We start from the raw sequence: 23023 nt of genomic DNA, 5'->3' as shown, positions 1-23023 counted from the left end.
TTCGCTTATGAACGGCTCATCGGCACCCCCGCCGAGCTGAGCCAATAATCCCGGAAATTCCAGCTCCCGCTGGCCCAAAATTGGGGAGCACTTCAACAACCGCTGGAGCGAACTCAAAACTGGATAAAACTTGGGGGCAAGGTCATGCTGTTTTCCGTTAGAACTGAAGGCCGCAGGACGCCTAACCTTTTCCTGTGTTGAAGCGAATGCCGGGCGCTGTGTAGGCCGTACCCGGGCAACCGAGGCGCGTTGCAATGCTAGTTAAGACCGTATGTGAAGAACATCTCGCCTTACTGAGAGGCGACGCCGGAAATATCTGGGCACTCCTCATTCCTGGGAGAACGCCTGCTTGCCACTATTACAGCAGCCGCCCAGTCAGAGCCTTAAAGATCAATCCCGCGGCCACGGTTGATAGCGTGCTGACGCCGTTGCGCAACGATTTGCTGGCTGCTTTGTTGGCGGACAGTCTGCTGCAAGACCTTAAACCGCTCTTGCATCGCCTCGAAAGCTCGGCGCTGTGCCGGCGGCACGCAATTTACAAGATCCTTGTCACCCTTGATGAGGGCATTGCGCCCGAAGCGCTCGTCCAGCGCCTTGCTGACGTCCGCGAACTCCTGGCGGATGCCCGGATCGAGTGTTGCGGTCGCGGTGTCCCGTTTGCGCGCGTTCGTCTTCGCCTGCGACGTTAGACGCAGGAGCGCTTCTTCGGCTGCCTTCGAAAGGCCGGGAATGGCGACTGCCATGCGGCGGCGTTTATCAATGATAGACTGACGCTCGGCATCGAGGGCGTTGACATAATTGGCGCCAAGCGAGCGCAGGAGCGCGGCCGCTTCCGGCACAGCCTGCACTGCCTCTTTCCGCTCGCGGCCAGCAGCCAGCATCCGCTCCATCAGGCGGCCCGAACCGCGCAACGCGCCATAGGCTGCTGGATCGTTGGTTACCGCGGCGGCGATACGATCGGCAGCAAAGCCTTTTGCAAGCAGTTCCTCGATCTTGCCGACGGCTCCAGCCGGGTCACGCCAGATCGTCTTAGCCGTGTTCGCCAGTGCCGCACGCTCATGACGGTAGAGGGAAGCGGAGAGAACGCGCGACCGCGCCTCCTCATCCACCGGCGTCCTGAACTCAGTGACGGCGGCAAGCATGGGCAGCACGGTCACATTCTCGTTCGCTGGTTCCTTGGCCGGAGCGGCACTGGCCGCCGCGACGACCTTCGAGCGGTCCTGGCGCTCGGCAAGATGCTGCGCCTCGGCAAAACGCTTTACGGCTTCGAACAGACGGGGCAGTTCCTCGCCCCAACCGGCCGTCAGATCTTCCGGCATGCGCTCGACCATGTTGCGTTCGGCAACCGCATCCGCCTTCGAGGTGAACGCACTCCAGCCGAAGCGGGCGCTCAGCGCTTGGCTGACGGCCTTGATCTCCCGCACGACGGTGCGGTCCTGAGCGGCAAGCGCAAAAGCCGTCCTGTAGGCGTCGTCACCGCCCTGTGTGCGCACCGCCTCGATCTCCGTCAGGCGCGCCATAGCTTTGTCGGAGAGCGCCGGAACCGACAAGGACATGGAGGCGCGCCGTGCCTGCTCTCGCAGCTCAAAGCGTTCGGCGTTCCGGCAGAACCCGGTCGCATGGGCGCGGGCCAACGGCAGCAATTCTTGCAAAGCGGCCATTGCGACTTTGCGCTCGTCACGCGCCGTCCGTCCTTCGACCATAAGATCGGAACCACGCAGACGGCCAAGCCGATCCGGGGCTGCAGCGAGTTCGCTGGCGAGCTCGCGCGGGGCGATGCTGGTATTCGATGCCAGGGTGTTCAGGGCGACAAGTGCGGCATCCGGATCCCGATAGATCGTCTCGAGCAGCGGCCGCAGGAGCGCCTCCCGGTCCTTCCAGGCCGTGGATGACAGCTGCGCTAGCCGCGCATCCTCGTCGATGCTCCTGGCAAAGGCGGTGGCGGGTGGCATCAGATAGCGCGTATCACTGGAAGCCGCCTCGGCGATCGTCTGGTTCCGCTCTTCATTATAGGCGACCCGCCGTTCCCGCTCGATCGCAAAGCCGAGCGCCACGCTTGCCCGCTCCCAGAGCTTTTCCACCTGCTCCCGCTTTGCGGCAATCCAGGCCCAGCGCCGCGACAGGCTCTCCTCGATCTCGGCGGCAGCCAAAGAGAGATGCTCGATCCCCCGGCGCCGGGCAAAATCTTGCGCCTGGGCGCGGTAACTGTCCTCGCTTTCAAAATCGAGCGTCGTCGTCTTGGCGCCGGATCGCGACAATCGCTCGACCAGCTGCTCGAACACATCCGGCCGATGGCTTTCCCGCACGATGCGCTCCTGGCGCTCCGTGGCGGTCTCGATCCGGTTGGCCGTCCAGACGTTGCGGTCGACTTCCCTCTCCTGGTAGCGCCTATGTCCTGTCTTCTGGTCGACAATGGGAATCTGGACCTTGACCCTCTCGATACCGTCCTTTCTGAGCGTGACGGTGTCGCCTTCTAGGATGTGGGCATCCTCGAGCGCCTTCGGCAGGCTCACGCCCCAAAGCCGATGCACGACCCCGTCGTCGGTCCTGACGTCGGCATAGGGGCTGTCGTCGGCATCCTCATCATCGGGCCGGAATTTGGCCTCTCCGGTTTCGACAAGCTCGCCGGTGACACCGGAGGCATGATCGACACGTGCCTTGCGTCCCCATTCCGGCTTTACCGCAAAATCCTCCTTCGCCGCGTAGAGATCGGCGCGGTCGCGGTGCCTCGTCATCGACACATAGGTCAGGTGTCGGTCCATCATGCCGGTCGCCAGCACGAAGGCTCGCTCGACAGTCGCGCCCTGCGATTTGTGAATCGTCGCGGCATAGCCATGATCGACATTGCGATAGCTGTCCTCGCCGAACACGACCTTGCTGCCGTTGTCGAGACGCACCGACAGCAGAACTTCGCCTTTCTCATCGCCTGTCGAAACGATCGTGCCGAGCATGCCGTTCTTGACATATTGCGGGCCGAGACGCCCGGCGCGCGGCTCGATGAAGCGGGCATTTTCCAGAAAGATGATGCGGTCGCCGGCGGCAAATTCCCGTGTGCCCCGCTCGCTCCGGAAGCTGCGGCTCTCGCCGAGCGCTCCCTCACCCGTCATCACTGACCGCAGCGCCTCGTTCAGGCGCTTGACGTCGGCGTTGGTGTGGGCGAGCACGAGCAGCTCGTCGCCGCGAAGACTGCCGGCCCTGCCCTCGGCAACAGATCGACCAATTGCCTCTCTGCGCGCCTCCGCCCAATCGGCAACGATGCGCTCGACGATCTGCTGGCGCGTCTGCGCCTCGACCAGATGGCCATGCCGGGCATAAGCATCGAGCCCCTTGTCGATTTCGCCGCGCGCAAACAGACGCGAGGCATCGCGCGCCCATTCGTGGCGCTGGCGGCGCACGCCGGCAAGCTCAGCGAAACCGACGCGTTCGCTGATCGCCCGAAACGCAGCACCCGCCTGGATCGGCTGCAGCTGCATCGCATCGCCGACCAGCACGACCTTCGCCTCCGCCTGTTCTATGATCTTCAGGATGCGGGCCATCTGCTGCGACGACACCATGCCGGCCTCGTCGATCACCACCACGTCGCCGCGGTGCAGCGTGTCGCGCCCATTCGCCCAGGCCAGTTCCCAGGAGGCGAGTGTGCGTGACCGGATGCCGGAACTATCCTCGAGACCCTCCGCCGCTTTGCCGGCAAGGGCGGCACCCATCACCCGGCGGCCTTGGCTTTCCCAGGCGACCCGTGCGGCGGCAAGCAGCGTCGATTTGCCGGCGCCGGCCAGACCGACGATGGCAGCAATGCCGTCATCAGCAGTGACATGACGGATCGCATCGACCTGTTCCGGATCGAGCCGGAAGCGCTGTTGCGGATCCGACGTCTCGACGCTCTCGATCGCCGCGTTCACATACCGCTCGGAAACGGCGAAGCCACGGCGCTCCGACAAAACCTTCGCCGACTGCGCCATCTCATATTCGATGCGCAGCATATCTCGAATGGTGAAGACGGCGGGCTCCGTCGCCTTGCCGGTCTCTGCCTCGATCTCCTGCGGCTTCAGCATGACCAACTGGTTCGACGCCATCAGCCGCGTGCGGATGTTGGCGAAGTCGGCGGGATCGTCGACATAACGATGCAGCGCCCTGGCGACGTCGCGTTCGTCGAAGGTCGAGCGCTCATTGCCGAGCCGCGTCAACAGAAGCTCGGGATCGGCAACCAGCCGGTCGGCCATCTCCTGGCGGCGGGCGAGATCGGCGGGTGCGAAGTAGACCTCCTTGCCCTTCCTTGCCAGCGCCGCCTTCTCGGGTCCGAGATGCTTCTGCGCGATGCCGTCCAAACCCTGTTCGGCATAAGACCGGCCATCGAGCCGGATCTCGTGGCCGGCCAGCGCCAGATGCCAGTTGGCCGTGTCCGCCCAGGCGACCTTCCAGGCTTTCAGAGTCTCCTTGTCGCCGGCCCAGAGCTTGTAAACGATCCTGCCGTTCGGCCGGTCGGGTGTGGTGATACGCAACGGCTTGCCATCCTCGCCAAGCACCGGAACATTCTTGTGCCCGAAGCCCTCCTCGGTCAGCGGCCGCAACGTCGTCATCAGGTGGACGTGCGGGTTGCCGTCCTTGTCGTGATAGGCCCAGTCGGCGACCATCCCCTGCTCGGTGAAATGGTCGCGGACGAATTCGCGCACCAGCGCGATGTTCTCGGCTCGTGTCAGTTCCTCCGGCAGCGCGATGATCAGCTCGCGCGCCAGCTGCGCATCCGCCCGTTTCTCAAAGGCATCGACGGCATTCCACAGCGCCTCGCTTGCCTTGGCGACCGATCGGCCGTCCATCGCCATCTTCAGCCAGGCCGGGACCTGGTCGGGCAGCGCCAGCTCTTCATGGACGAGGTCGGAAGCTCCCCTCCGATAGCTGAACGACCTGCCGGCCTGCTCGTCCATCATCGTCGTGCGATGGCGATAGGCGGCGGCCGATATAATGCTACGTCCCGCTCCCCTGCTGATCACCTGCGCTTTGATGAACATGATCGCCATGATTGTCCTCTGATCGGCGCAGTTGCAGCAAACGAGCCGCGTTGGTCGCTCTTCAAACGTGTCAGCCAGTGAGAGACGTGCCCTCGGATTCATTTCAGATCGTTTTCGCGCCGGGCCTTCTTGACTGCGATAAATAGGCAATCTAACTATCTTATTCAAGGTAGTATAATTGGGTTTTGTTCCACAGGTCGTAGTGGACGTGTTTCAATTGACACGGGGCGGATGATCCTCGTGCTCAAGCTTGAAGCTTTTCAAAATCCTCGCGGGAGATGGCAATCGGATGAGACATAAGGGTCTTACATCGGCTGTTTAAAGAATCCCGGTGGACGGTATAGGATCTTTCGCCTATCGGATTACTCATGAAGTCGTCGCTCGATCATATGCCGCTTCGCAAACAGCGTGAGCTCGGCCGCGTTCTGGAAATCCTACATGAGGAATTTGAGGATGCTCTGAAGGACGGTACGGCAGAATTCAAAAAACGCGGTCGGATCCTGAAGATCATCCTGTTCGGCTCCTACGCCAAAGGCGGATGGGTGGATGAACCCTTCACGATGAAAGGATATCGGTCCGACTTCGATCTCCTGATCATCGTCAACAACCGCAAGCTCTGCGAGTTCGCTGAGTATTGGTACAAAGCCGCCGACCGGCTGATCCACGACAAGACTATCGAGACGCCGGTGAGCTTCATCGTCCATTCCAGGCGCGAGGTGAACAGCTACCTCAAGGAAGGGCAATACTTCTTCTCAGACATTCGCAAGGAGGGGGTCGTTCTCTACGAGCTGGACAATGAGCCGCTTGCGGAACCGAAGCCGCTCTCGCCAGCAGATCGGTTGCGGGTGGCAAAGGAGCATTTCGATCATAGGTATGGGGCCGCATTGAAGTTCCACAAGGGGCTAATGTTTTATCTGCGGGAACGAGATTTCAACGAAGCCGCCTTCCTAATGCATCAATCGCTCGAGCAAGCATATTCCTGTGTCTTGCTGACGCTGACGAATTATGGTCCGCCATCCCACAACATCAAATTCCTTCGTTCGCTCGCTGAGGAACAAGATAGGCGTCTGGCCCAGGCGTTTCCTCGCGATCAACATCGCGAGCGCGCGTGGTTCAACACCCTGAACGAAGCCTATGTGAAGGCGCGCTATTCAAAGCACTTTGAGATCAGCGAGGAGGCTCTTGGATGGCTGACCGCGCGAACTGCTTTACTCATCGAAATCGTCAAATCGGTTTGCGAGGGGCAATTAAGATCCTTAGCAGAATAGGCAGCAACCGCGTCAAGAGCCGTTACGCTGTTCACCTCCGGCCTCACCCGGGCTACAGAAAGCCATTGACAGGTCTTACGAACGGCCTTGCCCCGAACGCATGCGCTTATCCAAGCATACCTCGATCTGCAAAGCTGATATAGGTGGAGATGGTACGGTTGGGGGGTCTCGAACCTCCGACCTCAGGTGCCACAAACCTGCGCTCTAACCAACTGAGCTACAACCGCATATACCGCGCCGGGCGCGATGGGGGTCACATACGAGGACTTCGCGATGAATTCAAGCCCCATTCCTCGTCAATATACAAAAAGGCTGGACGCGAGGTCCAGCCTTTTTGTTTCCGACCGGTTAAGATCGATCAGGCAACCTTGAAGGAGGCCATGGCCTTTTCGGCGGCGTCCTTGGAGGGCTTTGCGAGCTTTTCGGCAACCTGCTTGGTGGTTTCCTGCATCGACTTCGCCTGGTCGACGGCGAGTTCGGCCTGCTTGCGCAGGAACGAAGTCTGCAGCTCAACGAATTCGGCGACCGACTTGACTCCGAGTAGTGCTTCCATGTGCGAGAGCGAGCTCTCAGCATTGACGCGCAGGACGTCGATGGCCTTGAGGCCGATCTCGACGGTGCCGGCTTGGGCCGTCTGGACGGTGGCTTCGAGCGTCTTGCCAGCTTCTTCGCCGGCGGTCTTCAGCTTGGCATAGGCGTCTTTCGACTGCTGTGCGCCCTTTTCAGCGAATTCGCGGAAGGATTCCGCGAGCTTGGACGGGTCGAAAGAAGCGATTGAAAAAACGTCATCGGTCTTTATGGTAGCCATGTCGCATTCCTTTGGGTTGAGGCAGTCGCTGCCTGTGATCATCGAATGACGTCTATATAGGGCATTTCATTGTGCATTGCAACAATTATTGTGCAGCGCACAAGACGTTAACCCTGTGGGCCGAAACTACCCTGCTGTTCTGGACCGGCATGCGGCCTGCAGTTATTAATAAGCCGTTAATTTAGAAGGCCGACAGCGACAAGGTTCGATCATGCCCGCAGTCCAATATCCGTTCATCGATATCGCCGTGCATGCACGGGTGCGGGAACGCTTTTCACGCGGCGAGGCGATGGTGCTGTTTTCGGCCGATCTTGCCCGGCTGCTCTGGGCGAACGGGGCGGGTGCCGAGCTTTTCGGTCATTCGGCGGTCTATGATCTGCTCGACCAAGGCGTCGACCGAACCGACATTACCTTCCGCCAGTTGGAGACAGCGGCGCGCCAGCTCGCCGATATTGGCGACAACCGCAGCCTGATGATCCGCGTCGCCAAAGGCTTCCAGCGCGCGCAGATGCAGGCGGCGGCCGAACTCATCCGCCTTTCACAGGGCGAAAAGGCCATTTTGTTTTCGGTGCCGGTCTCGGCAAGGCCGCTTGCATCAGACGCCTCGGCCGCCCAGATGCTGCAGGGGCTCGACGATCCCGACACGCATATGGCCGTCATTGGCGCCAATGGCGAGGTCATCGCCGCCTCGCCGGGCTTTGCCTCGCTTGCCATCTCCGGCGAGACCGCCAAGACCCTGATCAATCTTGCCGGCGCGCATCCCGATCGATTGGTCAAGCGCCCGGTTGCCACCGGCCGGGGTTATCTCCCGGCCGCGGTCGGCAAGCTTAGCGACGAACCGCCGCTCAATCTGCTGTTTGCCGTGGAGACCGCGATCGGTCATCTCGACCCGGTCGATGCACCCGTGCTCGATCCAGTCGATGCACCCGTGCTCGACGCTGTCGATGCACCGTCGCGGGCGGCTGACTCACCCGCGAGGGAAGCAAGCGTGCCGCCGGCCGAACTTCCCCCGGAAGAGCCGGTCGCAGCACCCGGCTTCACCGAAATCGTCGACGCGATGTCTGATATCGAAGAGGTCGAGGAGACCCTCGAAGAGGTCGCCGTCGAAAGCGAACAGCCGGCAGAGGCGGCCGCCGTATCCGCCGACGAGACGACTGCGGAGATGCACCGGGGTGAAGACGCGGCGCCGAAAAACGACGAGGGCGTAATCGACAGCAGTGCGGATGAGGCTGACGCGCCTGCCGCGCTCGTCGACGAGGCTTCGGCCCATTCGGCTGATGAGACTGCGGAAACGAACGGGACGGCAGAACCGGCCGAAGCCAGCCAGACGCCTGCCGAAGAGACCCCGGCCACGGCCAATGAAGCGCCGGCCGCTGCCGCGCCTGCGATTTCCGATACGTCCCCTACCCCGGCGCTTGCACCGGAACCCGGCTTCGTCTTCCGGCCGAACAGCCGCGCCACGCGCTTCGTCTGGAAAATTGATGCGGAAGGCCGGTTCAACGAGGTCAGCCACGAATTTGCCGAGGCCGTCGGTCCGCATGCATCCGCCATCATCGGCTCCGCCTTCAGCGATATCGCCGCTCTTTTCAACCTTGATCCGGACGGCAAGCTGTCCGAGGCGCTCGCGCGCCGCGACACATGGTCGGGCAAGACGATCCTCTGGCCGGTCGAGGGCACCAGCCTCGTCGTTCCGGTCGATCTCGCGGCACTGCCGACCTATACCCGCAACCGCGACTTCGACGGTTTCCGCGGCTTCGGCGTCGTCAGGCTCTCCGACGCGCATGAGGATCCGCTGGCGCTTGGCCTGACGCTCGGCCCGGATGGCGTCGGCCATGGTGCGGCAAGCCTCGGCCCGATCGCCGAGCCTGTCGTCGAACCGGTGCCTGACATGCAAGCACCGTCCGAGGAAGTTACGGCGGAACCGCCAGTGGCGGACGAGAACGGGATTGAGACGCCGGCAGTAGCCGCGCCGCAGGCCGAAGAGACGGTCCCGGAAGCGATTACCGGCGAAGAGACGAGTGTCGAGACACCCGCCCGGGAAAATGCTGCAGACGAACCGCCGGCGCTTCGCATCGTCGAAACACCCAATCGTCGTTTCACCGACAAGGTCGTTCAGCTTCACAGCACCGGCGCCGCACTGACGGCCGCCGAACAGGCGAATTTCCGGGAAATCGCCAAGCGCCTGGAAGCCTTCGGCGCCCGCAAGGAAGAGCCTGCCGCTCCGCGGTCGACGGACGCCGGCGCCACGGAGACAGCGGCTTTCGAAGCGAGCTTGGAACCGGAAACTTTCAAGGAAGAAGCACCGCTCGCCGATACGGCCGGCATGGCTTCGGCCGAGGAGCCGGCGCCGCAGGAAGCGATCTTCGAGAACGCGGCCGAGGCGCTGCGAGAAGAGCCTGAAGAGCCCGCCTCCATAGAAGAGGACGAGGCGACGGAAGGGCTCGAGGAGACGGTAAGCCAGATCGAGGTTCTCACAAGCTTCATCCCGCCGCGGGTCAAGATGACCGACGGGCTGTCGGCCGGAACGGTCGACCAGCTGCCTGTCGCGGTGCTCATCCATGTCGGCGACGCGCTGATACATGCCAATCCCGAATTCATGCGGCTGACGGGCTATGCCTCCCTCGATGCGCTGCGCGACGTGGGCGGCATCGAAGCGCTGCTGCAGCGCCGCGAACTCGAGGAAAATGCCACGGGCTCCGGCACCATGATGCTGGTCAAGGCCGACGACACGCTGACGCCGGTCACCGCGCGGCTGCAATCGGTGCGCTGGGAAGATGCCAACGCCCTGATGCTGGCGCTGATGCCGTTGGAAGGCAAGGAAGACGCCCGCGCTGACGCCGGCCGGTCCGAAGCCCGCCCCGAGCGGATGGTCGAGAAGGTGGCCAAGCTTCAGGTCGAAGTGGAGGAGTTGCGCTCGATCCTGGAAACGGCGACCGACGGTGTCGTCGTCATCGGAACGGACGGCGACATCCGCTCGATGAACCGGTCGGCAAGCGCGCTTTTCAATTATGACGAACAGGAGACGCGCGGCAAACCCTTCGTCATGCTGTTTGCCCATGAGAGCCAGAAAGCCGTTGTCGACTATCTGAACGGCCTCTCCGGCCATGGCGTCGCAAGCGTCCTGAACGACGGGCGCGAGGTGATCGGCCGCGAGGCCGCCGGCGGCTTCGTGCCGCTGTTCATGACGATGGGCCGGCTCACCTCTTCGAATGGCTATTGCGCCGTCATCCGCGATATCACCCAATGGAAGCGCACCGAGGAAGAGCTGCGCAACGCCAAGGGGGCCGCCGAAACCGCCAATGCCCACAAGACCGATTTCCTCGCCCGCGTCAGCCACGAAATCCGCACGCCGCTTAACGCCATTATCGGCTTTTCCGATATGATGGCCGGCGAGCGTTTCGGTCCGATTGGCCATCCCCGCTATATCGAATATGCCAACGATATCGGCCGCTCCGGCCGGCACGTCCTCGACATCGTCAACGACCTGCTCGACATTTCGAAGATCGAGGCGGGCGAGATGGATCTCGATTTTGCCGCCGTCGGCCTCAACGAGGCGGTCTCGGAGGCCGTCGCCCTGGTCCAGCCGCAGGCGAATGGCCAGCGCGTCATCATCCGCACGGCGCTGTCGCATGCGGTGCCCGATGTCGTTGCCGATCTGCGCTCGATCAAACAGATCGCGCTCAACATCCTATCGAACGCCATCCGCTTCACCCCGTCGGGCGGGCAGATCGTCGTATCCACCTCCTACGAGGCGAATGGCAGCGTGGTGTTGCGGGTTCGCGATACCGGCATCGGCATGACGCGCGCCGAACTCGACCATGCGATGAAGCCCTTCCGGCAGGTCTCCTCGACCCAGTCGCGCCATCGTGGCGATGGCACCGGCCTCGGCCTGCCGCTGACCAAGGCGATGGTCGATGCCAATCGGGCGACATTCTCGATCAATTCGGCGCCCAACGAGGGCACACTCGTCGAGATCACCTTCCCGTCGCAACGGGTGCTGGCCGGCTGATCCCTTTCAGCAGAGTTGAGCCGACACCCGCTGCAAATTTCTGCGCGGCATGTCGTAAAAAAAGGGCAGCCCAGAGGCTGCCTTTGAATTTAGTGCTGTTCAACAAGAGCTCAGGCGATGAACGTCATGTTTCGTAAGCTCTGCTGCATAATTCCTTAAATCGGAATCGATTTGAGGGCAGATTATGCAGCAACTTAAAGTGCTACAGCGTCCTTACGCGTCGAAGACGCGGGCGCTGTAGCGCTTCAGGCCGCCTCGTTCATGTGCGGCCCCTAAGTTATTTCACCTTTGACGAACCTTTCTTAACGAAAGGTTTCCATGACAAGGGATTGCTGAATGGTGAAAGCTTGTGGTTTACGATTCCTTATCAGTCCCTCAGTTCGCTTAAGCCTGCAAAGAGCCGCAGCGCCTCGGGATTGGCGAGCGCTTCCTGGTTTTTCACCGGCCGGCCATGCACGACCTCGCGCACCGCAAGCTCGACGATCTTGCCTGACTTGGTGCGGGGAATATCGGCAACCGCGATGACCTTCGCCGGCACATGGCGCGGCGAGGCGCCGGTGCGTATCCGTGTCTTGATCGCCTTGATCAGATCCTCGGTCAGCGTCACGCCCGCTGCCAGGCGAACGAAAAGGATGACGCGCACGTCGTCCTCCCATTCCTGGCCGATGCACAGCGCCTCGGCCACCTCTTCCATCTGCTCGACCTGATTGTAGATTTCGGCCGTGCCGATGCGCACGCCGCCGGGATTGAGCGTCGCATCCGAGCGGCCGTGGATGATCAAGCCGCCATGTTCCGTCCATTCGGCGAAATCGCCGTGGCACCAGACGTTGTCGAACCGGTCGAAATAGGCGGCGCGATATTTGGCACCGTCAGGATCGTTCCAGAACATCACAGGCATCGAGGGGAATGCCTTGGTGCAGACGAGTTCGCCCTTTTCGCCGCGCACCGGCTTGCCGTCATCGTTCCAGACGTCGACAGCAAGGCCGAGGCCCGGCCCCTGGATCTCGCCACGCCAGACCGGCTGCAGCGGATTGCCGAGCACGAAACAGGAGACGATATCGGTGCCGCCGGAGATCGAGGCGAGTTGCACATCTGCCTTGATGCCCTCATAGACGAAGGTAAATCCTTCGGGCGACAGCGGCGAGCCGGTCGACGTCATCAGCCGCAGGCTGGAGAGATCGTGGCTTTGGCGCGGCGTCAGCCCGCTTTTGCGCACCGCATCGATATATTTCGCCGAAGTGCCGAAGATTGCGAATTTCTCGGCCTCGGCATAGTCGAACAGCACGTTGCCGTCGGGGGCAAAGGGCGATCCGTCGAACAAGCAGAGGGTGGCGCCGCTGGCAAGACCGCTGACCAGCCAGTTCCACATCATCCAGCCGCAGGTGGTGAAGTAGAAGAGCTTCTCGCCGGCCTCGAGGCCGCAATGCAGCCGCTGCTCCTTCAGGTGCTGCAACAGCGTGCCGCCGGCCGAATGGACGATGCATTTCGGCACGCCCGTCGTGCCGGAGGAAAAGAGGATGTAGAGCGGATGGGCGAAGGCGAGTTGGGCGAATTCAATCTCGCTCGCCTCATAGGGCGCAATGAAGGCTTCAAGCGTCGAAGCGCCAGGCGTTGCGAGCGCCACCGCCTCGGCATCGCCGGCATAGTGGACGACGATCGTCGGCACGCCCAGGCTTTTCGCCACCGCGGCGACCTTGGCGCCGACGTCCTGCAGCTTACCCGAATACCAATAGGCATCGCAGGCGATGAACAGCCTCGGGCCGATCTGGCCGAAACGGTCGAGCACGCCCTGTTCGCCGAAATCGGGGGAGCAGGACGACCAGATGGCGCCGATCGAAGCGGCCGCCAGCATGGCGGCGACGGTCTCCGGCATGTTCGGCATCATGGCGGCGATCCGGTCGCCTTCGCCGATACCCTGCGCCTTGAAGGCCTGCTGCAGCCTCGAGACCAGCGCGCGCAGCCGATCCCACGACCAGCGATCCGCAACCTTATCCTCGCCGCGGAAGAGGATGGCGTCGCCCTCGCCGCGGCCGGGCAGCAGGTTTTCGGCGAAGTTCAGCGTCGCGTCGGGAAAGAAGCGGGCGCCGAGCATGCTGTCGCCGTCGATCAGCACTTCCGCGCCACGTTTTCCCTTCACGCCGCAGAAATCCCAGACGGTCGACCAGAATTTCTCCCGCTCGGCGACAGACCATGCATGCAGGTCCTCAAAGCCCGAAAGCGATAGCCCGAAGTCTGCATTGCAGCGCGCCATGAAGGCATGGATAGGGCTTTTAGCGACGGCTACGTCCGATGGCACCCAAAGTGGTCTGTTGTCCTGCATTCAATCCTCCTCCCCAATCTTGTCTTTATATCATGCTGCATTGCATTATAAAGGGCGGAACCGGAGTGCATCCGACGCCCGGTGAAACAGGCCGGAAAGCGCAAACGATCTCAACGTCGATTCAAAATACCCGCGCACACGCGGCGTTGGTGGGATTTGCATCTGCCCGATATTTCCTATATCCGGCGAAATCAGCGCTTAACGGCTTAACCGGCTGAATGCCCGGCGGAGATCATGGGTACGTCAAGACATCGCAGGTGGCGCAGGAAGATCGGACCCGTTTCGCGCTGGCTGCCGGCCTTCGCGCGTGTTTCGACCGTGCTGCTGCTGATCGCGCTTGGGCTTTTCGTGGCGCTGAGGGTAGCCGCGCCCTATCTCATCACCACCGGTTTCGTGCGCTCCGGCATCGAGGACGCACTGTCTAAATGGACGGGCTATCAGGCCGAGATCGAAGGCGATCCGGTTCTCGAATTCTGGCCGACGCCACGCATCACGCTGAACGAGGTCACGATCCGCCAGCCGCGCGAAAGCGGCGACAAGCTGCTCGGCAGCATCGAAAGCCTGTCGGCCGATTTCAGCCTCATCGATGCGCTGAGAGGCCGGACGAGTTTCCACGAATTCCATCTGCTGCGTCCCAACCTGGCGCTGACTCGTGACGAAGAAGGCCTGATCGACTGGAGTTATGCCGGCCTGCTCGCCCGTGCGATCAGCGGCGTGCGCTATGAAAACGGAACCGAGGTGCTCGATCCGGCTCTCGATGCCGAGATCGGCGCGGTGACCGTCGAGGACGGTACGCTTGCCGTCACCGACATCGGGAGCGCCAAGACCTTCTATTTCGACAGCGTCACGGCCGACATCGCCTGGCCGCGGCTCTCAGGCGCGATCTCGGCGGTCGTCATCGCCCGCATCAACGGCGAGGACCTGAAGGTCGATTTCGCCTCCCGCCAGCCGCTGCTCGCCTTTGCCGGCAAGAGCGCCGAGACGCGGACATCGCTGACGTCAAACCTGCTGACAGCGCGTTTCCAGGGAATTGCCAGCATCGCCCGCCTTTCGGCCGTTTCCGGTAATATCGCCGCCAGCATTCCCGATGTGCCGGCGCTTCTCACATGGTCGGGCAAATCGATCCCCGGCATCGGGACGCTGAAGAGCGCATCGCTGGAATCCGACATCATGTCGTCGGGCAGCGGGCTGCGCTTCAACGATCTCAGCCTGTCGCTGAACGAGGCAAGCGCTACCGGCGTGATGGACCTTTCGACCGTGCCCGGCAGACGGCCGAAGATCGGCGGCACGCTTGCCTTCGACCAGATGAACCTCAAACCTTTCCTCGATGCCTTTGCGCTCAGGCTCGCCGCCGGCGAGGCAGAGGAAATCTCCAAAGGCATGCGCGAACCGCTTCAGCTGCTTGACATCGACGTCAGGCTTTCGGCGCGGCGCGCGCAGATGGGTCTCTTCGAGCTTTCCGATGTCGGCGCCAGCATGATCGTGACTGGCGGCGAGGCGAAATTCGATATCGGCGACAGCGCCTTCGAAGGCGGCGAGCTGACCGCGCATCTGGAAGCGACGCAGCGTGATTTCGACGGCGGCGGCAAACTGCAGCTGTCGATCCGCGATGCCGACTTCGCCGCTCTTGCCGAGCGCCTGCAGCTCAAAGGGCCGCTGCCGCTTGCGACGGGATCGCTCGATCTCGACCTGCAGTCGCCAAAAGCGATCTGGACGACCGGCCTTGCCGACGTCACCGGCAGGCTGCACTTCTGGACGAAAGAGGGCACAATCCCCGGCATCGACGCCGCAGCGCTGCGGACCCAGGCCGCCGAAAAGCCGTTCTTTCCGCTGAGCGCGGCGGCGAACGGCGCCTTCGCCTTCAGCCGGCTGGATCTTCAGGCCGATTTCGCCAATGGTTCGGCCGAGATCCACGACGCCCATATCGCCGGACCTGCACAGACACTGACACTTTCCGGCGTCGTCACCTACCAGTCGAACGGGCTGGCGCTTTCAGGCTCGCTGGAGGCAACCGATCCGGCCAAGGCGGCCGAGCTGCCGCTTCTGCCGTTCTTCATCGGCGGCTCATGGCCAAATCCGGTCATTTCGCCGGTTCCGCTGTTCGGCAATACGCCTCACGCGCAGTAAATCAGGCCCCGGCGGCCGCGCGCTCGTCTCGATCACGCTGGATTTCGCGGCGCTTGGTGATGATCGAGGCGCAGACGACGCCGACCGCGACGACGGCGATCAGAATGGTGCAGACGGCATTGATCTCCGGCGTCACCCCCAAACGAACTTGACTGTATATCTTCATCGGCAGCGTGGTTGCGCCCGGGCCGGAGGTGAAGCTTGCGATCACGAGGTCATCCAGCGACAGGGTGAACGCCAGGATCCAACCCGAAAACACTGCCGGCGAGATGATCGGCAGGGTGATTTCGAAGAAGGTGCGCACCGGCGGCGCCCCCAGATCCTGCGCCGCTTCCTCGATCGACTGATCGAAGCTTAGAAGCCGTGACTGCACGACGACGGCGACAAAGCACATGGTCAGCGTCGTATGCGCCAGCGTGATCGTCCAGAAGCCGCGGTCGAAGCCGATCGCCACGAAAAGCAGCAGCAGCGACAGGCCGGTGATGACCTCGGGCATGACGAGCGGCGCATAGACCATGCCCGAGAAAAGCATGCGGCCGCGAAAGCGGGTGTAACGCACCAGCGTCAGCGCCGCCATCGTGCCGAGCACGGTGGCGAAGGTGGCCGACAGCAGACCGACACGGATCGTCACCCAGGCGGCGTCTAGCAGGGACTGGTTCGACAGCAGCGAGACGTACCATTTGGTCGAGAAGCCGCCCCAGACGGTAACGAGCTTCGACTCGTTGAAGGAAAAGATCACCAGCAGCACGATCGGCAGATAGAGGAAGGCAAAGCCGAGCACGACGGAGATGACGTTGAAACGGGTCCATCGCAGCATGGTCTATCTCCCCCGCTCTTCGGCCTTGGCCTGTGCATTCTGAAAGAAGACGATCGGGATCACCAGGATCATGAGCAGGATGGTTGCGACCGCCGAGGAGACCGGCCAGTCGCGATTGGCATTGAACTCGTTCCAGAGCGTCTTGCCGATCATCAGCGTCTGCGACCCGCCGAGAAGATCGGGGATGACGAACTCGCCGACGGCGGGGATGAAGACCAGCATGCAGCCGGCCACCACACCGGGGATCGACAGCGGGAAAGTGACGCGCCAGAAGGCCCGGATTGGCGTGCAGCCGAGATCCTGGGCCGCCTCGATCAGCGTGCCGTCCATCTTTTCGAGCGCCGAGTAGAGCGGCAGCACCATGAAGGGCAGGTAGGAATAGACGATACCGATATAGACGGCCGTGGGTGTGTTGAGAATGATCAGCGGCGTGTCGATCAAATGCAGCGACAGGAGGAGTTGGTTCAGCAGGCCTTCCGGCTTCAGAATGGCAATCCAGGCATAGACGCGGATCAGGAAGCTCGTCCAGAATGGCAGGATGACGAGCATCAGCAGCGTCGGGCGGATCGTGCGCGGCGCCTGCGCCATGCCGTAGGCGATCGGATAGGCGATCAGCAGCATCAGGAATGTCGAGACCGCCGCGATGATCACGCTCGACAGATAGGCGTTGAAGTAGAGTGGGTCGTCGGTGAGATAGCCGTAATTGTCGAGGGAGAAGGTCGCGACCTTGCTCCAGAAACCGCCCCAGCCGTCGGCAAAGGAGAAGACCGGCTCATAGGGCGGTATGGCGATCGCCGTCGTTGACAGCGAGATGCGGAAGACGATGAAGAACGGCGCCAGAAAGAAGAGCAGCAGCCAGGCGTAGGGAATGACGATGACGAGGCGGTTATAGAAGGGTGATGCCAGCGTTCCCATGATCTCAATCCTTCAGCAGCACGCCGCCGTCTTCATCGAAGGAGACCCAGACGTCCTGATCATAGGTGAAGGGGTCTTCGACGGAGCGCTGCGCGTTGAGGAAAGAGGCTCTGACAAATTTGCCGCTCGGTAGCTTGATGTGGAAGACGGTCATGTCGCCGAGATAGCCGATATCCCAGATCTCGCCCCTGGCCGCGTTGACCGACGCGTTCGCGGGCGCCGCGCGGCTGACGCGGATCTTCTCGGGGCGGATGGCAAAACCGGCCGTGCTGCCGATCGCCGGGGCACCTGCGGCAGCGATACGGATGGTGAAACCGCTGTCGACGGCGATCTCGGTTGCGCCGCTCCCCGATGTCGTCACCTTGCCGTCGAAGATGTTCACGTCGCCGATGAAATCCGCCACGAAGCGGGAATTCGGCGCCTCGTAGATTTCGGCCGGCGTCGCCACCTGCACGACCTTGCCGTGGCTCATGACGGCAATACGGTCCGCCATGGTCATCGCCTCTTCCTGGTCGTGGGTGACGACGACGAAGGTGAGGCCGAGGCTTTGCTGCAGGTCCATCAGCTCGAACTGGGTTTCCTCGCGCAGCTTCTTGTCGAGCGCGCCGAGGGGTTCGTCGAGCAGCAGCACTTTCGGGCGCTTGGCGAGCGACCGGGCGAGCGCCACGCGCTGACGCTGGCCGCCGGAGAGCTGGTTCGGCTTGCGCGACGCAAACTGCTCCAGCTTGACGAGCTTCAGCATCTGCGCAACGCGCTCGGCCATTTCGTCCTTCGGCATGCCGTCCTGCTTCAGGCCGAAGGCGATGTTCTTCTCGACGGTCATGTGCGGGAAAAGCGCGTAGGACTGGAACATCATATTGACCGGCCGCCGGTAGGGCGGCGTGCCGGCGAGATCGGTGCCATCGAGAACGATTTCGCCGGATGTCGGCTGCTCGAAGCCGGCGAGCATGCGCAGGAGCGTCGACTTGCCGCAGCCGGACGCGCCGAGCAGCGCGAAGAACTCGCGGTGATAGATGTTCAACGACAGGTCGTTGACAGCGGTAAAATCACCGAAGCGCTTGGTGACGTTCTTGAAGGCAATGAACGGTTTTGCGGACGGATCGGTCCAAGGCGCGAAAGCGCGGCGGATATTGCCTAAGGATTTCATATTATTCCCCGAAAAATATGCGTATTGGGCCGGCCTCCACCTAGAGCATGATGCCGAAAAGTGTGAGCGGTTTTCGGACGAACATCATGCTCTAACTCTTCAATCTGGAACAGGATTCAGATTTTAGGCCGACCGGCCTAAAATCATCCTGTTCTAGGCCGCAATTGAAAGGCCCGGACGTTGCCGTCCGGGCCTGGCATTGACTTACTGGCCGGTGACGACCTTCGTCCAGATCCGCGTCGCCGTGCGCTGGGTCTTCGGGTCCCACGGCTTGACGGTGAACAGGTTCTTCATCACCTCTTCGGTCGGATAGACCGCCGGATCGTTCAGCACGTCCTTGCTGACGAACTGCTGCGAAGCCTTGTTGCCGTTGGCATAGAAGGTGTGATCGCTCGCCTTGGCGATGACCTCGGGCTTCATCATGTAGTTCAGGAACTCATGCGCTTCGGCCACATGCTTGGCATCGGCGGGGATCGCCATCATGTCGAACCACATCTGGGCGCCCTGTACGGGGATCGAGTAGTTGACCTCGACGCCGTTCTTGGCTTCGGCCGCGCGGTCGCGGGCCTGCAGCATGTCGCCGGAATAGCCGAAGGCGATGCAGATATCGCCGTTGGCAAGGGCGTTGATATATTCGGACGAATGGAACTTGCGGATATAGGGGCGGACCGCCGTCAGCAATTCCTCGACCTTCTTGAAATCCTCGGCCTTGGTCGAGTTCGGATCGAGGCCGAGATAGCGCAGCGCCGTGGTCATGACGTCCTTCGGCGTGTCGAGCACGTAGATGCCGCAGTCCTTGAACTTTTGGGCGACCTTTGGATCGAAGATCACTTCGAGGCCGGGTTTGGCATCGGGACCCAGGATTTCAGCCACCTTTTTGACATTGTAGCCGATGCCGTCGGTTCCCCACATGTAATCGACGGCATATTCATTGCCCGGATCGTATGCAGCGGTGCGCTGCTGGATCACGTCCCACATGTTGGAAAGGTTCGGCAGCTTCGACTTGTCGAGCTTCTGGAAGACGCCGGCCTGGATCTGGCGTTGCAGGAAGTCGGCGGTGGGAACGACCACGTCATAGCCGGTGCCGCCGGCAAGCAGCTTGGTTTCTACCGTCTCGTTCGAATCGAATGTGTCGTAGACGACCTTGATGCCGGTTTCCTTGGTGAAGTCGGTCAGGATGCTGTCGTCGATATAATCTGACCAGTTGTAGACGTTGACGACACGCTCCTGGGCAAAGGCCGGAGCGGCGGCAAAAAGCGCGGCGATGGCGGCGGCCGTCACACTTGCGATGGTTGACCTCATGACTTCTCCTGTTTGTTCAAAGCGTCCGCATCCCCGGACGTCTTTTCCCTCTGGTTTGGCCGCAGACTAAGAAGGAATTTCCAAGCCCACAAGCGCAAAAACTGCGCCCTCAACGATTTCACAATCACTGGAAGTCGAAGGCGCTGAGGCCTGCCACCATCTCGTCGAGCCCAAGCGGTCTCGTCACCGGCGGCTCGGCGCGGGAAAGGCAGCCGCGCCGCTCGCAAAGGCGACAGGCCGGGCCGATCGCGACCGGATCGACCGCCGTCATCTGCCCGTAGACCAAGCCGTCTGCAAGGGCGGCATCGCAGCCGATCAGGATCGCCGTGCGCCTGATCCTTTCGCCGAATTCGACGCTCGGCCCCTCCAGCGTGCGGGCGACCGTCAGGAAGGATGCTCCATCCGGCATGACCACCGTCTCGGCAAGAATCTGGCCCGGCTGCAGGAAGGCGGCGTGGATATTGAGCTTCGGACAGCCGCCGCCGAAACGGGCCTGCGGAAAACCCTGGGCGCCGCCTCGTCGCAGCCGGTGGCCGGCGGCATCGATCTCCATCATGAAGAAGGGGATGGCTGCCGCCCCCGGCCGCTGCAGCATGGCCAGACGCGTCGCGGCATGGCCAAATGAGACGCCGAAGCGGGCGCGCAGAATGTCGATGTCGTAGCGCGTCGTCTTGGCCGCCGCCAGGAAGGCCTCATAGGGCATGGCGAGCGCCAGGGCCGCGATGCGGGCCAGCTCGAAGCGAGCAATGCGGCGCGCCTCGGCGGAGGAGAGCGCGAGATCCTCGAGCTCGGCATTGATGGCCGGCAGCAAAGCGAGGTTGGCCGCCTCGACAGCGATCTCATGCGTACGGTCGGCCGGCGACAGGCGCTCGGAAATGAAAAGCCGCATCGAATGCCGGTCGAAACGGCGGCGCAGATCCGGCATGACATGCACCGGCAGGACGCGCACCGCAATGCCGCGCTCGGCGCGCAGCCAGTCCTTCAGCCCGGCGGCAAGCTCGGCGCCGCCGGGAAGCGTCGCGGCAAAGGTTTCCGCCGCCGTCTCGATCCGTCCGAAATAGGCCGATCTGCGCTCCAGCGTCTCGCGCAGCTCGTCGAGCGGCAACCGGCCGACGGCGACGGGTGCGTGCCCTTCGGCCGCCATTAGCGCCGTCAGGTCCGACAGCCGGGCGGCCTGTTCACGATAGGCGCGATAGAGCTTGATCATGCCGGCCGCGGCATTGGGTGCGGCCTCGGCCACTTCCACCAGTTCCTGGTCGCCGGGCAATTCGCCTGCAAGCAGCGGATCGGCAAAGACCTCCTTGAGCTGGCCGAGGCTGCCGCCGGTTTGACCGCGCAATTCCTCCAGATCGACCCTGTAGACGGCCGCCAGCTTTAAGAGCAGCTGCACCGTCAATGGCCGCTGGTTGCGCTCGATCAGGTTCAGGTAAGAGGGCGATATTTCGAGCGCCTCGGCCATGGCGGTCTGCGTCAGCGCCAGCGCATTGCGGATGCGCCGCAATTTCGGGCCTGCGAATATCTTCCGTTCCGCCATTGTCACACCCTTTGACAGGCAAGCGGCGCCAACGTTTACAAAACTTTACAAATTCACAGCGCCGCTCTGTCAATCTTCGTCATCTTAACCTCTTTCCGCCCAGGAAATCAAAGGTTTTTCTGGTCATTCCGCGCGATATTGTCAAACTTGTCATCAACATCCCTGATATCGGATTTTTAGTGAGGAGATCAGCATGACCGATTTTTACAAACTTGTTGCCAATGCACCGGCGGGCCGCTTCGACGGCATCGAAAGGCCTTACTCGGCCGCCGACGTGCAGCGGCTCAGAGGCTCGGTGGCGCTAACCCACACGCTCGCCGAAATGGGGGCGGACCGATTGTGGCGGCTGCTGCGCCAGGAGGATTTCGTCAATGCGCTCGGCGCCCTTTCCGGCAACCAGGCCATGCAGATGGTGCGCGCCGGGCTGAAGGCTATCTACCTCTCCGGCTGGCAGGTGGCGGCCGACGCCAATACGGCATCGGCGATGTATCCCGACCAGTCGCTCTATCCCGCCAATGCCGGGCCTGAGCTTGCCAAACGCATCAACCGCACCCTGCAGCGCGCCGATCAGATCGAGACGGCGGAAGGCAACGGGCTTTCCGTCGAAACCTGGTTCGCGCCGATCGTCGCCGATGCCGAAGCCGGCTTCGGCGGGCCGCTCAACGCCTTCGAGATCATGAAGGCCTATATCGAGGCGGGTGCCGCCGGCGTCCATTTCGAGGACCAGCTCGCCTCGGAAAAGAAATGCGGCCATCTCGGCGGCAAGGTGCTGATCCCGACGGCCGCCCATATCCGCAATCTCGACGCCGCACGGCTTGCCGCCGACGTCATGGGCGTGGCAACGCTGGTGATCGCCCGCACCGACGCGGAAGCGGCAAAGCTGCTGACCTCCGACATCGACGAGCGCGACCAGCCCTTCGTCGATTATGATGCCGGGCGAACGGTCGAGGGCTTCTACCAGGTCCGAAACGGCATCGAGCCGTGCATCGCCCGGGCCGTCGCCTATGCGCCGCATTGCGATCTGATCTGGTGCGAGACTTCCAAGCCGGATCTCGAGCAGGCGCGCCGTTTTGCCGAGGGAGTGCACAAGGTCCATCCCGGCAAACTGCTTGCCTATAATTGCTCGCCTTCGTTCAACTGGAAGAAGAACCTCGATGAGGCGACGATCGCCAAGTTCCAGCGCGAACTCGGCGCGATGGGCTACAAGTTCCAGTTCATCACGCTCGCCGGCTTCCACCAGCTGAACTACGGCATGTACGAACTGGCGCGCGGTTACCGGCAGCGGCAGATGTCGGCCTATTCCGAGCTGCAGGAGGCAGAATTCGCCGCAGAGGACTACGGCTATACCGCCACCAAACATCAGCGCGAGGTCGGCACCGGCTATTTCGACGCCGTGTCGCTCGCCATCACCGGCGGCCGGTCGTCGACCACCGCCATGCACGATTCAACCGAACATGCGCAGTTCAAACCGGCTGCGGAATAACCTGAACAGGAGGACAGAACCATGGCATCCATTTCACGCGTCCGGGAACGGGCCGAAGAGCAGACGTCCAGCATGAGCGAGGATCAGCAGACGACGATCCGCATGCTCGCCAATGACCTGCACCGGCTGAACCAGTCGGTCATGAAAGCCGTCGAGGCCGGCGTCTCGGTCGAGCTGGTGCGCTCGGCCCGTCATCACGGCGGCGACGGCAACTGGGGCGACCTGCTCATTCCGGTCGTCGTCACCAACCGGCATTGACAAGCATAGCCAGGCGACCTCGGGTCGCC

At 62.2% G+C, this 23023-nt stretch carries 13 protein-coding genes and 1 tRNA gene; 5 read left to right on the top strand and 9 right to left on the bottom strand.

From position 1 onward, the window contains the following. Positions 1-383: 383 nt before the first annotated feature. Positions 384-5015 (bottom strand): Ti-type conjugative transfer relaxase TraA, encoded by a 4632-nt coding sequence (traA, locus tag GGI60_RS08105; RefSeq protein ID WP_183914658.1) that lies wholly within the window; start codon positions 5013-5015, stop codon positions 384-386. Positions 5016-5374: 359 nt separating this feature from the next. Between traA and GGI60_RS08100 the strand changes: the two genes are divergently transcribed. Further along, a complete protein-coding gene (locus tag GGI60_RS08100) occupies positions 5375-6274 on the top strand; it encodes a nucleotidyltransferase and HEPN domain-containing protein (protein WP_183914656.1) in 900 nt (299 codons plus the stop codon). 150 nt (positions 6275-6424) lie between these two features. On the opposite strand, the gene GGI60_RS08095 is transcribed toward GGI60_RS08100, so the two are convergent. Together GGI60_RS08095 and GGI60_RS08090 are read right to left on the bottom strand one after the other, a co-directional pair. Then, positions 6425-6501: transfer RNA gene (locus GGI60_RS08095), tRNA-His, on the bottom strand. 131 nt (positions 6502-6632) lie between these two features. Beyond that, positions 6633-7082 (bottom strand): phasin, encoded by a 450-nt coding sequence (locus GGI60_RS08090; protein ID WP_038692241.1) that lies wholly within the window; start codon positions 7080-7082, stop codon positions 6633-6635. Between the two features lie 211 nt (positions 7083-7293). Between GGI60_RS08090 and GGI60_RS08085 the strand changes: the two genes are divergently transcribed. Beyond that, positions 7294-11091, top strand: coding sequence for a PAS domain-containing sensor histidine kinase (locus tag GGI60_RS08085; protein WP_183914654.1), 3798 nt, complete (start codon positions 7294-7296; stop codon positions 11089-11091). Between the two features lie 367 nt (positions 11092-11458). On the opposite strand, the gene GGI60_RS08080 is transcribed toward GGI60_RS08085, so the two are convergent. Beyond that, a complete protein-coding gene (locus GGI60_RS08080; protein WP_183914652.1) occupies positions 11459-13411 on the bottom strand; it encodes an acetoacetate--CoA ligase in 1953 nt (650 codons plus the stop codon). A 234-nt stretch (positions 13412-13645) separates the two neighbouring features. On the opposite strand from GGI60_RS08080, the gene GGI60_RS08075 reads away from it, so the two are divergent. Then, positions 13646-15538, top strand: coding sequence for an AsmA-like C-terminal region-containing protein (locus tag GGI60_RS08075; RefSeq protein WP_183914650.1), 1893 nt, complete (start codon positions 13646-13648; stop codon positions 15536-15538). Position 15539: 1 nt separating this feature from the next. Here the strand turns inward: GGI60_RS08075 and GGI60_RS08070 are convergent, their stop codons facing one another. The 5 genes from GGI60_RS08070 to GGI60_RS08050 form a co-directional block, all read right to left on the bottom strand. After that, positions 15540-16355, bottom strand: coding sequence for an ABC transporter permease (locus tag GGI60_RS08070; protein WP_183914648.1), 816 nt, complete (start codon positions 16353-16355; stop codon positions 15540-15542). Between the two features lie 3 nt (positions 16356-16358). After that, complete coding sequence (locus tag GGI60_RS08065; protein ID WP_183914646.1) at positions 16359-17270, bottom strand: ABC transporter permease subunit; 912 nt, start codon at positions 17268-17270, stop codon at positions 16359-16361. A 4-nt stretch (positions 17271-17274) separates the two neighbouring features. Beyond that, entirely contained in the window at positions 17275-18417 is a 1143-nt protein-coding gene (locus GGI60_RS08060) for an ABC transporter ATP-binding protein (RefSeq protein ID WP_183914644.1), read from the bottom strand. 204 nt (positions 18418-18621) lie between these two features. After that, positions 18622-19719: a polyamine ABC transporter substrate-binding protein gene (locus GGI60_RS08055; RefSeq protein WP_183914642.1), complete on the bottom strand. Its 1098-nt coding sequence runs from the start codon at positions 19717-19719 to the stop codon at positions 18622-18624. A gap of 124 nt (positions 19720-19843) precedes the next feature. Then, on the bottom strand, positions 19844-21253 hold the full coding sequence (locus GGI60_RS08050; RefSeq protein WP_183914640.1) for a short-chain fatty acyl-CoA regulator family protein: 1410 nt from the start codon (positions 21251-21253) through the stop codon (positions 19844-19846). 193 nt (positions 21254-21446) lie between these two features. Between GGI60_RS08050 and aceA the strand changes: the two genes are divergently transcribed. Next, entirely contained in the window at positions 21447-22736 is a 1290-nt protein-coding gene (gene aceA, locus GGI60_RS08045) for an isocitrate lyase (protein ID WP_183914638.1), read from the top strand. Between the two features lie 21 nt (positions 22737-22757). Continuing rightward, positions 22758-22994 carry a hypothetical protein gene (locus GGI60_RS08040; RefSeq protein WP_039617955.1) on the top strand — a complete coding sequence of 79 codons (237 nt, stop codon included), beginning with the start codon at positions 22758-22760 and terminating at the stop codon, positions 22992-22994. Positions 22995-23023 lie beyond the last annotated feature (29 nt).

The organism is Rhizobium lentis, assembly GCF_014200175.1.
GTDB classification, from domain to species: domain Bacteria; phylum Pseudomonadota; class Alphaproteobacteria; order Rhizobiales; family Rhizobiaceae; genus Rhizobium; species Rhizobium mulingense.
This window is presented reverse-complemented; position numbering and strand designations above follow the sequence as displayed.